At 73.1% G+C, this 13,565-nt stretch carries 8 protein-coding genes and 1 pseudogene; 5 read left to right on the top strand and 4 right to left on the bottom strand.

Annotation, left to right across the window (positions count from 1 at the left end):
• The first annotated feature begins 128 nt into the window (after positions 1-128).
• The 5 genes from ABZ934_RS04880 to ABZ934_RS04860 all read left to right on the top strand — a co-directional run bounded on the left by ABZ934_RS04880 (position 129) and on the right by ABZ934_RS04860 (position 10,143).
• Complete coding sequence (locus tag ABZ934_RS04880) at positions 129-1,688, top strand: TIGR02677 family protein (RefSeq protein ID WP_361308505.1); 1,560 nt, start codon at positions 129-131, stop codon at positions 1,686-1,688.
• Positions 1,685-2,926 (top strand): TIGR02678 family protein, encoded by a 1,242-nt coding sequence (locus ABZ934_RS04875; RefSeq protein WP_361308503.1) that lies wholly within the window; start codon positions 1,685-1,687, stop codon positions 2,924-2,926. Before ABZ934_RS04880 ends, ABZ934_RS04875 begins: the two co-directional genes overlap by 4 nt.
• On the top strand, positions 2,923-7,047 hold the full coding sequence (locus ABZ934_RS04870; protein ID WP_361308501.1) for a TIGR02680 family protein: 4,125 nt from the start codon (positions 2,923-2,925) through the stop codon (positions 7,045-7,047). The genes ABZ934_RS04875 and ABZ934_RS04870 overlap by 4 nt, the downstream gene beginning before the upstream one ends.
• On the top strand, positions 7,038-8,342 hold the full coding sequence (locus ABZ934_RS04865; RefSeq protein ID WP_361308499.1) for a TIGR02679 family protein: 1,305 nt from the start codon (positions 7,038-7,040) through the stop codon (positions 8,340-8,342). The genes ABZ934_RS04870 and ABZ934_RS04865 overlap by 10 nt, the downstream gene beginning before the upstream one ends.
• 127 nt (positions 8,343-8,469) lie before the next feature.
• Positions 8,470-10,143 carry a hypothetical protein gene (locus ABZ934_RS04860; protein ID WP_361308497.1) on the top strand — a complete coding sequence of 558 codons (1,674 nt, stop codon included), beginning with the start codon at positions 8,470-8,472 and terminating at the stop codon, positions 10,141-10,143.
• 65 nt (positions 10,144-10,208) lie between these two features.
• Here the strand turns inward: ABZ934_RS04860 and ABZ934_RS04855 are convergent.
• The 4 genes and pseudogenes from ABZ934_RS04855 to ABZ934_RS04840 form a co-directional block, all read right to left on the bottom strand.
• Positions 10,209-10,304 (bottom strand): annotated as a pseudogene (locus ABZ934_RS04855) (BlaI/MecI/CopY family transcriptional regulator); the annotation flags it as partial.
• 171 nt (positions 10,305-10,475) lie between these two features.
• Positions 10,476-10,757, bottom strand: coding sequence for a metal-sensitive transcriptional regulator (locus ABZ934_RS04850; RefSeq protein ID WP_361308495.1), 282 nt, complete (start codon positions 10,755-10,757; stop codon positions 10,476-10,478).
• Positions 10,758-10,766: 9 nt separating this feature from the next.
• The gene (locus ABZ934_RS04845; RefSeq protein ID WP_361308493.1) at positions 10,767-13,025 is read right to left on the bottom strand and encodes a heavy metal translocating P-type ATPase; all 2,259 of its coding nucleotides are present in this window, start codon (positions 13,023-13,025) and stop codon (positions 10,767-10,769) included.
• A gap of 102 nt (positions 13,026-13,127) precedes the next feature.
• Positions 13,128-13,415: a cation transporter gene (locus ABZ934_RS04840; protein ID WP_361308491.1), complete on the bottom strand. Its 288-nt coding sequence runs from the start codon at positions 13,413-13,415 to the stop codon at positions 13,128-13,130.
• Positions 13,416-13,565 lie beyond the last annotated feature (150 nt).

The raw sequence follows: 13,565 nt of genomic DNA, 5'->3' as shown, positions 1-13,565 counted from the left end.
ACTCAGGGGGAACGAGGCGGCCGCAGGCCCGTGCACGAGTGGGCACACACGGTCAGACGGCGGTGTGAAGCAGCCAACTGCTTGCACCACTGTCCGCAAGGCTGTCCGCTGCGAAACAATGGGCGGCGATGACCATCACCACCGCCCCGGAGCCTCGACCGGACGGGTACAGCCCCTTCGCCCACCTCGGCGTGCAGAACACAGGTCTCTACCGTCAGGTGATGCGCGCGTTCGTGATCGCCAAGGAGCGGTTCGCCGTACATCTGCGCCCCGAGGACGTACACGCCGCCCTGCCGGCCGACGGGCGACCCGCTGAGCTGGAGGTCGTGGTCAAGGCGCTGGACAGCCTCGTCGGCTGGGGCAACCTTCGCGCCGACCCGGACACCGCCCGCGTCACCGCCGTCGAGGACTTCTACCGGAAGCGGTTCATCTACCAGCTCACCCGGGCCGGAGAAGCGGCCGAGGAAGCATTGGGCGTCTACGACGAGGCGCTCGGGCGGCGGGGCGCCCTCCAGGCCGTCGCCCTGCACGACATCGTCACCCAGTTGCGGGCCCTCCTCGTGCTGGCAGCCGAGGAACAGCCGGATCAGGCCAAAGTCCACCTGGCTCTTGACACGCTGGCCAGCCGGTTCGCCGCCCTCGCCGACAACGCCGGCGCCTTCATGGGGTCCCTGCAGCGGACCATCGACCTCCATGATGTCGAAGAGGAAGTCTTCCTCGCCTACAAGGACCGGCTCATCCAGTACCTGGAGCGGTTCATCCAGGACCTGATCACCCTCGGTGGCCGCATCGCCCGGCTGATCCTGGAGCTGGAAGACGCCGGCGGCATCGAGCCGTTGCTGAGGGCCGCCGCAGCACGTGAGGCGGCCGACGCCTCGCCGGACGAGGCCGAGCACGCCGAGCGGGAGGCGTACCAGCGCTGGTCGGGGCGCTGGACCGGACTCGCCGCCTGGTTCATCAGCCGCGAGGGACGCGAGTCGCAGGCCCGACTCCTGCGCGGGCGGGCCCTCGGCGCGATCCCCCAGCTCCTCGCTGTCGTCCGGTCGCTGAGCGAGCGCAGGGCCGGGCGCTCCGACCGGTCGGCCGACTTCCGCACCCTGGCCCGCTGGTTCGCCGAGACCCCCGACGACGACGCCCGGCACCGGCTGTGGCGCACCGCCTTCGGGCTTTACCCCGCGCGGCACCTCACCGTTGACGCCGAGACCTTGGCCGCCCGCGCGGCCCGGCCCGTCCCCGCTGCCACGTCGTGGGCGGCGGCGGAGCCGCTGCGGATCAGTCCCCAACTGCGCCGCACCGGCAGCTATGAGCGGCGCGGCAAGCCGCGCAAGGTCGAGGACCGGGAGGGGGCGCGCCGCAGACTCGGGGAGGTGGCCGCCAAGCAGGCCGCGGAGATCGCGGCGGCACGCGCCCGGCTCGTCACCGACGGAGTCACCCGGCTCTCCGGACTCGGCGAGCTCGACCCCGCGTCCTTCGGGCTCTTCCTCCAACTGCTCGGCGACGCGCTGGCCACTTGGCGGCCCGGTATGCGCCACACCTTGGCCACCAGCAACGACGGCTCCATGGAGATCCGGCTCAGCGCGCTCGCCGCCGGCGGCACGGCAGAGATCAGAACGTCGGGAGGGGTCTTCCGCGGTCCCGACCACCTCATCGAGATCATCGATCTGACGGATGGAGGCGAGGCGCGGTGACCAGCACTCCGCTTGCCGAGGTACTCGACGGCCAGCATGCGGCCGATCTCCGCAAGGCGGCTCGCGCCCTGCTCAAACAGCCTCTCCTGCTCGCCCGCGGCCGGTACGCCGACGAGTTTCGCCTCGTCCGCCGACACGCATCCGAACTGCGCGAATGGTTCGACCGAAACACCGGCTGGTCCCTCCAGACGGACGCCGAAGCCGCTCGCCTGCGGAAGATACCCGGCGTTCTCAGCGATCCCACGCACCCCGCGCGTGAGGCGACCCGCGCGGCCGCACCCTTCACGCGGCGCCGCTACGTGCTGTTGTGCCTGGCCCTCGCCGCCCTCGAACGTGGCGAGGCCCAGATCGCCCTCGGCCGGCTCGCCGCCCAGGTCGTCCTCGACGCCGCCGACCCGCACCTCGTCCGGGCGGGCATCCGGTTCACCCTGGACCGCCGCGAAGAGCGTCTCGACCTCGCGGCCGTGGTACGGCTCCTGCTCAACCTGGGTGTGCTCCGGCGGGTGGCCGGCGACGAAGAGGCGTACGTCAGCGGAGCGGGCGATGTTCTGTACGACGTCGAACGGCGAGTGCTGGCCGGGCTGCTCGCCGCGCGCCGCGGCCCCTCCACCGTGCACGCCGAGACTCATCCGGACCGCCTCGCCGAACTCGTCGCCGAGACGGCCCTGGACAGCGACGAACTGCGCTTCCGCGCGATCCGGCGCTCGCTGACCCGCAGGCTCCTGGACGACCCGGTCCTGTACTACGACGAGCTGACCGACGCCGAGCTCGGCTACCTCACCCGACAGCGGGGCTTCCTCACCGCCCGCATCTCCGAGCTGACCGGACTGGTTCCCGAGGTGCGCGCGGAAGGCATCGCGATGGTCGACCCGGACGACGACCTCACCGACGTCCGGATGCCGGAGCAGGGAACCCACGGTCACGTCACACTGCTGCTCGCCGAGTATCTGGCCGCCGTGGGAGGCCCTGTCACCACCGACCGGCTGGCGCTCCGAGTCCGGGAGCTCGCCGCCGAGCACGGCGGATTCTGGGCCAAGTCCGCACGGGAGCCGGGCATGGAAGCCGAGCTCGTGGAACAGGCCGTCACCCGGCTCGCCGCCCTCGGGCTGGTCTTTCGTACGGCCGACGGCGTGGCGCCGCGCCCGGCCCTGGCCCGGTACGCGGTCGGCGAGGCCGTCGTCCGCGAACCCGGTAGTCCCCCACGTATGCCCTCGCAGCGAAAGGCCGGCAAGCCGTGACCCGCCTCCCCGATCCCCTGCGCTCCCGTTGGCAGCCCCTTCGTATCGGACTCGTCGACCTCTTCCACTACGACGTGGAGGAATTCCGATTCAGGGACGGGCGGCTGCTCCTGCGAGGGAACAACGGCACCGGCAAGTCCAAAGTGCTCGCGCTGACCCTGCCCTTCCTGCTCGACGGGGACCTCAGCTCACGCCGCGTCGAACCCGACGGCGACCCGGGCAAGAGGATGGAGTGGAACCTGCTCCTCGGTGGCGAGCATCCGCACTCCGAGCGGCTCGGTTACACCTGGATCGAGTTCGGCAGGCTCGACGAGACCAGCGGCGAGCGGCATTTCCGTACCCTGCTCTGCGGACTCAAGGCGGTCAGCGGGCGGGGCATCGCCCGCCACTGGTACGCGCTCACCAGCCAGCGCGTCGACCACGGACCCGCAGCCGCCGCCCAGACGTCCCTCAGCCTGCTCGACGCCACCGGCACGGCCCTGTCCAGGGACCGGCTCGCCGAGGCCGTCGCCGGGCACGGCATGGTCTACGACCAGGCCAAGACCTACCGCAGGGCCGTTGACGAGGCGCTCTTCGGACTCGGTGAGCAGCGGTACGGCGCCCTGGTCGACCTGCTCATCCAGCTGCGCCAGCCCCAGCTGTCCAAGCGCCCCAATGAGGCAGCGCTGTCGCGGGCCCTCACCGAGGCCCTGCCGCCCATGGACCAGGCGGTCATCGCGGACGTGGCGGAGGCATTCCGCTCCTTGGACGAGGAGAAGGAGGAACTGGCGGCCGCCTCCGCCGCCGAGCGGGCCGCCACCACCTTCCTGGACCACTACCGGCGCTACGCCCGGATCGCCACCCGCCGGCGCGCCCGCCTCCCGCGCGGCGAGCACTCCCGCTACGAGCACCTTCAACGGGACCTCGCCGAGGCGCAGGCCCAGCAGACCCGTGCCCAGGAGGAACGGGCGGCGGCAGAGGAACGGATCGCCGCCCTGGAAGAAACCCAGGCGCGGCTGCGGGCCCAGGACGCGGCCCTGCGCGAAGGCCCCGAAATGCGCAGCGCCCGGGAGCTGGAGCAGGCAGCGAAGGAGGCGGAGCGGACCGGCCGCGCCCTGGAGAGGGCCTGCAACGACAGGGATCAGGCCGCAGGACTGCACACCCGGGCACTCGGGCGGCTCGGCGCAGCCGACAACCGGCTGCACGCCGCCGACCGGCTGGCCGAGGACACCTTCCGCACAGCACGGGAGGCAGCCGCTGCCGCACGGATCGACCTGCCGGAGGATGACAGGCTGCCGGAGCCCGAACTGCGGCGCGCGGCGGAGCAATCGACGGACCGTGGGCATCGTGCGCTCGCTCACGCGGAGGACCTCGCGGAGACGGCTGAGCGGGCGGCCCAGGAGCAGCGGCAGGCATCCATCCGCCTCGACGAGGCGGATGCCGACCTCGACCAGACCGCCGCGGCGCAGGGGCAGGCCGAGGAAGTCGCCGAACGGGCAGGGCAGGTCCTGCTGGACGACGTACGAGAACACGCGCGCGCCTGGACCCAGCTGACCTGCCCCGACCCGGCCGGCCTGCTCGATGAACTCCAGGAGTGGACGCGTCACCTCGACGGGCCCTACCCGGCCCGCGTGCACGCGGCACGAGCCCACAGCGCGGCCTCGGCGCAGCTGGCCGACGAGGCGGCCGATGCGGCACGCCGGACCACGGAGCTGGCAGAACGCATCGGCCGGGTCCGCGCGGAGATCACCGCGCTGGAGGCGGGCGGCCGACGTGGCCCCCAGCCACCGGCTACCCGCACGCCCGGCCTGCGCGAGAGGTTTTCCGGCGCACCGCTGTGGCGGCTGGTGGACTTCCACGACGGCCTCCCGGAACAGGAACGCGCCGGACTGGAGGCGGCGTTGGAAGCCTCCGGGCTGCTCGACGCATGGGTGCTTCCCGACGGCTCCGCCCTCGCCGCGGACGGGTACGACGTACTCCTCGCCCCGACGACCGGGCCGGTGGCAGGGCCCTCGCTCAGGGGGCTGCTGCGCCCGGCCGTGGACGGCGGCGATGCGCGGGCCGCGGCGGTGGGCGAGGCCACGGTGGCGCGGCTGCTCGCCGCCATCGGCGCGGGAGGGGACGGCGGAGCGGGCACCTGGGTGGGGTCGGACGGGCGCTTCCGCGTCGGCGCCCTCACCGGCCGCTGGGCCAAGCCCGCCGCCGAGTACATCGGCGAAGGGGCGCGAGAAGCGGCGCGGCGATCCCGTCTCGCCACTCTGCGTGCCGAACTCGACCTGCTCCGGCAGGAGTCGGAGGCGGTCGCGGCGCAGTCCGAGGAGGTGGCCGAGCGCCGCCGCACCCTCGACGCCGAGCTGGCCGGCGTACCCGACGAAAGCCCCCTCACCCGAGCGCACGCCCAGGTGACCGCTGCCGTCGAGTCGGTGCGCCGGACTCGCCGGCGGCGCGAGGAGCGCGCCGCCGAGCTCGTGGAGGCGGCCGAGCGGGCCGAACGAGCCGCCACCGAACTCGCCGAGACCGCCGGTGAACTGGGCCTGCCCGCCGACCGGGCCGGCCTTGCCGAGGTACGGCAGGCCCACGGCCGGCTCGCCGTGGCCTTGGCCGCCCTGTGGCCGACCCTGCGCGAACGCGGCGAGGCGGTCCGCCGGGCGGAGGAGGAACGCGCCGAGGCCGCGCAGGCGGGGGAGCGGACCGCCGAACTCGCACTGCGCGCCGATGAGGCCGGGCGCGAGGCGGCGGCAGCGGACGAGCGCCACACCACACTGCGCTCCACTGTCGGCGCGGCCGTCGCCGAACTCGAACGACGGCTCAGCGAGACCGCCGAAGCCCTGCGCGTCTGCGAGACGGACCAGAGGACCACCCGGCAGCGCCATGGCGAGGCCGACCGGGAGGCGAGCAAGGCCGAGGGCCGCATCGAGCAGTTGGAGAAGGGCCTCGCGAAAGCGGCCGAGGCGCGTGAGGAGGCCATCGCGGGACTCCAGCGGTTCACCGCCACCGGTCTGATCACCGTCGCCCTGCCGGATCTCCAGATTCCGGCCCCGGGCGACGGTCCCTGGGCGGCTACGCCCGCCATCGCGCTCGCCCGTGCCATCGAGTCGGGGCTGGGGTCGACCGATGACTCGGACGGCGCCTGGGAACGCGTACAGCGTCGGCTGAGCGAGGAACTCAAGACCCTGCAGGACACCCTGTCCCGGCACGGACACACCGCCTCCGCCCGGATGGTGGAGGACGGCGTGGTGGTGGACATCGTCTACCAGGGCCGGGAACGTGCCGTACCCGAACTCGCCGAGGCACTCACGGCGGAGGTCGGCGAACTCACCCGCATCCTGTCGGCCCATGAACGGGAGATCCTCGAAACCCACCTGATCACCGAGGTCGCGGGCACCCTCCAGGAACTCATCGGGGCCGCCGAACGACAGGTGCGCGGCATGAACGCCGAGCTGGAGGACCGCCCCACTTCCACCGGTATGAAGCTGCGGCTGGTCTGGCGGGCCTCCCGCAAGGCACCCTCCGGCCTGGCTGCGGCCCGTGAGCGGCTGCGCCAGTCCGCCGACGCCTGGACCCCGGAGGACCGGGCGGCGGTGGGCGAGTTCCTCCAGGCGCAGATCTCGCGGCAACAGGTGGACGACACGTCCGGCAGCTGGCTCGAACACCTCACTGCCGCGCTCGACTACCGCTCCTGGCACGAATTCGGGGTCGAGCGGCACCAGCACGGCCGCTGGGTCCCCGCCACCGGGCCGGCCTCCGGCGGCGAGCGGGTCCTCGCCGTGTCCGTGCCGTTGTTCGCCGCCGCCTCCTCGCACTACGCGAGCGCGGGCAGCCCGTACGCGCCCCGTCTGGTCACCCTCGACGAGGCGTTCGCGGGCGTGGACGACGACTCGCGTGCCAAGTGCCTCGGCCTGCTGCACGCGTTCGACCTGGACGTGGTGATGACGAGCGAACGGGAGTGGGCCTGCTATCCGCAGGTGCCCGGGATCGCGATCGCCCAGCTTTCGCGGATCGACGAGGTGGCGGCGGTACTCGTCACCCGCTGGGAATGGGACGGCGCGCGGCGGCTGCGCCGAGAGGACCCGGTGCGGTCGCAGACCCCGGAGTCGGCCCCGCGGGATGAAGCGGTGGGAGCGGAGCCTTTGTGGACCTGACATCCGACGCCGGCCCGCTCGGGGCGGAGCTGGACGATGCCGTCCGCGTTGATGCGGGTCGCGTTGATGCGGCCCCGGTCGATGCCGACCGGCTGCGCCGCCTGCTGGGCGGCCCCGAACTCCACTGGCTGGTAGACCGGGCACGCCGACGTCTGGAGCGCGAGCAGCCCCTCACCGGCCCGGTCGCCCTCAGTGCGCCGACGGCGGCCCAACGGGTGGCGGCCGAGCGGCTGCTGGGCCGCTCTCCCGGCGGTGGGCGCTCCCTGACCGTCCGGCTCGACGAGGTGGACGCGATCCTGCGCCGCTCGGGCATCAGCCCCGACGGGTTCGCCGCCGCCGTGGCCGTGCTCACCGGTCCGGTCGTCCCGCTCGGCCCCACCCGTCAGGCCGAGGACCGGGCGTGGCAGGCCGCGTACGCCCCGCTCGACGCCCTCGCGCAGGAGATCCCCGCCCTCGCAGCATGGGCCGCCCGAATCCGCGACGACGGCCTGGTACGACGCCTCGCCGGCAATCCTGCCGCGGCTCGGGCCCTGCTCGGCCAAGCCGCCACCGCCCTCCGCGCCCTCCCCGCGGACCCTCCCGTCTCGCTTCCCGCTTTCGCCGCCCGGACCCTCGGCGGCGCCCACGCCCTGGACGACGGCGCCCCGTTGGCCACCGTCGTACTCGGCGGGATCCGCGCGCTGACCGGCTTCCCCGAGGGCACGGGCGCCGAATGGCGTCGGGAAGGGTGGGCATCGGCCGGCCTGCTGCGCGACGAACTGTCCTCGACCGTCCTCACCTTGAACCTGCGGGGTACCCGTGCACTGGACTGGATGGCTGACGCCGGCGAGCCATCCGTCCTGACCCTGCGGCAGCTCATCCGGCTGCCTCCCGTCCCGTCCGCCCCTGCCGTCCGGATCTGCGAGAATCCGGCGGTGCTCGCGGCGGCAGCCGATGTGCACGGCCCGCACGCCGCGCCGCTGGTCTGCCTTCAGGGCCAGCCGTCCGCCGCGGCGCTCAGCCTCCTGCGTCACCTGCACGAGGGCGGAGCGGCCCTCCTGTACCACGGGGACTTCGACTGGGGCGGCCTCCGCATCGCCTCCGCACTGCTGCGCCGTGTCCCCTGGCGGCCGTGGCGCTACATGGCGGCCGACTACCGCGCCGCGGCCGCGCTCGCGGGCCCCGAGGGGCTGCCACTCGCCGGCCGGCAGGCCGAGGCACCCTGGGACCCGGCCTTGGCGCAGGCTCTCTTGGAACTGGGGGTCCGCGTCGAGGAGGAGACGGTCCTCGACGCGCTGCTGGCCGACCTCGCGTGACGACGACCCGGTGTCGGGGCGAAGGCTCGGCGGCGTCAGCCCGTCGGCGGACAGGGTGGGTCGCTCCGAACGGATCGGGAATCGCGAGCAGTCGAGGGAGGCCGAAGAGAACAGGAATGATGGGAAGATGACCGGTTTCACCGAGAGGGGCCTGCGCGCGATCGCCGGCCCGCGCTCCTTCGCCAGGGCCCAGGACTATCTGGACGCCGTCACCGTCACCGAGGTCGGTGACGGCTGGATCACCGCCACCGTGCACGGGACGCACCCCTACGCGGTGGAGCTGTCGCTCGACGGGGGCGACGCGCCCTCGGGGGAGTGCGACTGCCCGTACGGCCTGGAGGGCAACTTCTGCAAGCACCTGGTCGCGGTCGGCCTGACCGCGCTCTCCCGCGCGGAGAGCCTTCCGAAACAGCGCACCCGGGCCCGGACCCGCGCCCGGGGCCTGGATGCGTGGCTGGCCGCGCTGTCCAGAGAGGACTTGCTCGCGCTCGTACGGGAACAGCTCCACGAGGACCCGCAGTTGCGCCGCCGCCTGGAGTTGCGCGCCGCCAGTGCCCGAGGGGATCTCGACGAGGTCCGCGCCCGGGTCCGCGAGCTCCTCGACATCGGCCCGTTCGCCCAGTACGGATACGTCGAGTACGCCGATGCCCGCGCCTACGGCGACCAGGCCGCGCAGGCCGTGTCCGCGATCTCCGCCCTGACCTCCGCCGGTCGGCCCGCCGACGCGCTCGCCCTCTCACGGGAGGCGATGCGTCTCCTGCACGCCGTACAGGAGAGCGTCGATGACTCCGACGGGTGCCTCGGCGAGGTCGGAGCCGACCTTGCCCAAGCGCATCTGGACGCGTGCCGTGCGACGCGCCCCGACCCGGAGGAGCTCGCGTCCTGGCTGGTCGAGCACGTACTCGGTGACGTGGACGATCTCACCGGCATCGACCCGCTCGACTACGAGGACGTCCTCGGGGCACGGGGGATGGCCACCGTACGGCGGCTCGCGGCCGAGGCATGGCGCGCCAACCGCACGGGCTGGGCGGAGAAGTACCTCATGGAGCGTTTGGCCAAGGCGGGCGGCGATGTGGACGCGGTGGTCGCCGTCCACGCGGCCGACCTCGTTCCGGACGGCAGCACCCACCTGCTCATCGCCCGCGAACTGGACACCGCGGGCCGCCCCGACGAGGCCCTGCGCTGGGCGGAACGCGGCGTCGAGGAGGCCGAGGACCCTGCCTTCGTCGCCACCGGCTTGATCGACTACCTCTGCGAACGCCACTCGCGCGCCGGCCGGCTGCCGCAAGCCGTCGCCGTGCGCCGCGACCACTTCGCCGCCCGCCGCACCCTGACCACGTACCAGCAACTGCGCACGGTGGCGCAGGCCGCCGACTGCTGGAACGCGGAGCGCGACACCGCCCTCGCCCTGCTGCGCGCCGACGCCGGACAGCGCACGCCGTACCGGTACGACGGCCCGGTGCTGATCGACGCCCTGCTCGACGACGGGGACGTCGACGCCGCCTGGCAGGCCGCCACCGAGACGGGTGCCCACGACCGGCAGTGGCTCACCCTCGCCGACCGGACGCGCGCCGGCCGTCCAGCGGACGCGCTGCGCGTCTACCTGCGCCTGATCGAACCACTGTTGAAGGAGACGGGCAACGCCGTCTACGAGCAGGTGACGAGCCTGCTCCTCGGCATGCGCGCCTGCCATCAGCACCTGCGCACCCAAGATGAGTTCACGGCATACGTCACCGCCCTGCGCGCCGCCCACAAGCGCAAGCGGAACCTGATGCGGCTCCTCGACGAGCACGGCCTGTGAGCCGGGCACCGGCCGTCCCGGGGGAGGTCGTATTACGTCGGCGGCGGATCACACGTGCTGCCGCCGTTGATGTCGTCGACGACCTCGCGGACGGAGGCGGGCCGCTGCCACAGCCAGAGCCGGTCCATGATCTCGGCCTCCAGATCTCCCAGTCGCCGCACGCGCATTCCTTTCGGCCCCTCACCCCTCGCGAGCGGCTCATCGTACGGGCTGTCCTTCCCCCGGGGGGGCATACTCCGGCCGGGTAGGGGCGCGGCCGGGCGGAGCGGGAACCGGGAACTGCCCTCCGGTGAAGTGGACTCCACGGGAGGGCAGTTGCGGTGACGGACGGATCAGGTGCGGATCAGTCGGGCGATCGCCTTGGTGGCCTCGCCGACCTTGTCCTTCGCCTGGTCGCCGCCCCGTGCGATGGCGTCGGTGACGCAGCAGGCGAGGTGTTCGTCGAGCAGCGCCACGGCGCAGGACTGGAGCGCGGCGTTGATCGCGGACACCTGCGTCAGGACCTCGATGCAGTAGACGTCCTCGCCCACCATCCGCCGCACACCGCGGACCTGGCCCTCGATCCGCCGCAGGCGTCTGATGACGTCTTCCTTGTGTGCTGAGTAACCGGCCACGGGGACTCCTCAGTTGGCGGCGGCCCGGAAGCCGCGCAGACGCAGGCTGTTGCCGACGACGAAGACGGAGGAGAAGGCCATGGCCGCTCCGGCGATCATCGGGTTGAGCAGTCCGGCCGCGGCGAGCGGCAGGGCGGCCACGTTGTAGGCGAAGGCCCAGAACAGGTTCGAGCGGATGGTGCCGAGCGTCTTGCGGGCGAGCCGGATGGCGTCGGCGGCGGCCCGCAGGTCCCCGCGGACCAGGGTCAGGTCGCCCGCCTCGATCGCGGCGTCCGTGCCGGTGCCCATGGCCAGGCCCAGATCGGCCTGGGCCAGGGCCGCCGCGTCGTTGACTCCGTCGCCGACCATGGCGACGCTGCGCCCTTCGGACTGGAGCCGCTTGACCACGTCGACCTTGTCCTGCGGCATGACCTCCGCGATGACCTCGTCGATGCCGACCTCCGCGGCGACGGCTTCGGCCACCGCCTTGTTGTCGCCGGTGAGCAGGATCGGGGTGAGGCCGAGGGCGCGCAGCCGCCGGATGGCCTCGGCGCTGGTGTCCTTGACCGCGTCGGCGACCTCCAGGACCGCGCGGGCCTCGCCGTCCCAGGCGACGGCGATCGCGGTGCGGCCCGCGGCCTCGGCCGCGGCCTTGGCCCGCTCCAGCGGAGCCGGCAGGGTCATGGCCCACTCGGTCAGGAGCTTCTCGCGGCCGACGAGAACGGCGTGCCCGTCCACGACGCCCTGGACGCCGAGACCGGGGATGTTGGCGAAGTCCTCGGGGGTGGGCAGGACGCCGACCCGGGCGGCCGCGCCGGAGGCGACGGCCTGCGCGATCGGGTGCTCGGAGGCGTGCTCCAGCGCCCCCGCCAGTCGCAGTACGTCGTCCTCGGCGGTGCCGTCGGTGGTGTGCACCGCGAGCAGGGTCATCTTGCCGGTGGTGACGGTGCCGGTCTTGTCCAGGACGATCGTGTCGACCTTGCGCGTGGTCTCCAGGACCTCGGGGCCCTTGATCAGGATGCCGAGCTGCGCGCCGCGGCCGGTGCCGACCATCAGCGCGGTCGGGGTGGCCAGGCCGAGGGCGCACGGGCAGGCGATGATCAGTACGGCGACGGCGGCGGTGAACGCGGCGGTGAGGCCGGAGCCGGAGCCGAGCCAGAAGCCGAGGGTGGCCAGCGCCAGGCCGATGACGACCGGGACGAACACGGCGGAGATCTTGTCCGCGAGGCGCTGGGCGGCGGCCTTGCCGTTCTGGGCGTCCTCGACCAGCTTGGCCATCCGGGCCAGCTGGGTGTCGGCGCCGACCCGGGTGGCCTCGACGACCAGCCGTCCGCCCGCGTTGAGGGTGGCGCCCGTGACGGAGTCCCCCACGCTGACCTCGACGGGGACGGACTCGCCGGTGAGCATGGAGGCGTCCACGGCGGAGGAGCCCTCCACTACGGTGCCGTCGGTGGCGATCTTCTCGCCGGGACGGACCAGGAAGCGGTCTCCCGCCTGGAGTTCGGCGGTGGGGACGGTGACCTCGCGGCCCCCGCGCAGCACCGTCACCTCCTTGGCGCCCAGTTCCAGCAGCGCCTTGAGCGCGGCGCCGGCCTTGCGCTTGGAGCGGGCCTCGAAGTACCGGCCGGCCAGGATGAACGCGGTGACCCCGGCCGCCGCCTCCAGGTAGATGTTCCCGGCGCCGTCGGTGCGGGCGATGGTGAGCTCGAAGGCGTGCGTCATTCCGGGCGTGCCGGCGGTCCCGAAGAACAGCGCCCACAGCGACCAGAGGAACGCGGCCGTCGTACCCACCGAGATCAGGGTGTCCATCGTGGCGGCGCCGTGCCGGGCGTTGGTCCACGCGGCGCGGTGGAAGGGCCAGGCGGCGTAGGTGACCACGGGCGCGGCCAGGGTCAGCGAAAGCCACTGCCAGTACTCGAACTGGAAGGCCGGGACCATGGCCAGCGCGATGACCGGCAGGGCGAGGGAGACGGCGGCGACGAGCCGTTGGCGCAGCGGGCGCAGTTCGTCAAGCTCCTCCGCCGGCGACTCCGAGCCGCCGTTCGCGGGTTGCCGTACGGGCTCGCGCGCGGTGTAGCCGGTGGCCTCGACGGTGGCGATCAGGTCCGCCACGGAGATGTCGGCGTCGGCGTCGAAGGTGACCTTCGCCTTCTCGGTGGCGTAGTTGACGGTGGCCTCGACCCCGTCCATGCGGTTGAGCTTCTTCTCGATGCGGGCCGCGCACGAGGCGCAGGTCATGCCGCCGATGGCGAGCTCGACCTGGGCGGCGCCGGGTGTGGTGGTGGTCATGAGAACTGCTCCTCGTTCGAGCGGGGTGGGGGCCGGGGCCCGGCGGCCCGGGCGGATGATTCGGGGCGGAGGGACGGACCCGGCGGCCGGGTCGGGCGGGTGTCAGACGGCCCGGCCGGTGAGCTCGTAGCCGGCGTCGTCGATCGCCGCGGCGACGGCCGCGTCATCGGGGGCGCCGGCCGTGGTCACGGTGACCAGACCGCCGTCCACATCGACGTCGACGGAGAGGACGCCGTCGAGCGCGCTCACCGAGGTGGTGACGGCGGTCCGGCAGTGGCCGCAGCTCATGCCGGAGACGCGGTAGGTGGTGGCGGTGCTGTCGGCGACGGCGACGGCCGTGTCCCCGGCGCCGGTGCCGCAGCTGCCGTCGGGGGTGCAGCAGGAAGACATGGATCTCTCCTTCGTCCGTCGGTATACCCTGAGGGGGTATCCCTGTGTGGGGTTCCAGGTATACCCCCCCTCCGTATCGTGCGCAAGCGTTTGCCCGGCTTGACTTGATACCCCCCAGGGGTATGGTGAGATGCATCGAACCGCCGATCG

It is taken from the genome of Streptomyces sp. NPDC046557, from assembly GCF_040645975.1.
GTDB lineage: Bacteria > Actinomycetota > Actinomycetes > Streptomycetales > Streptomycetaceae > Streptomyces.
This window is presented reverse-complemented; position numbering and strand designations above follow the sequence as displayed.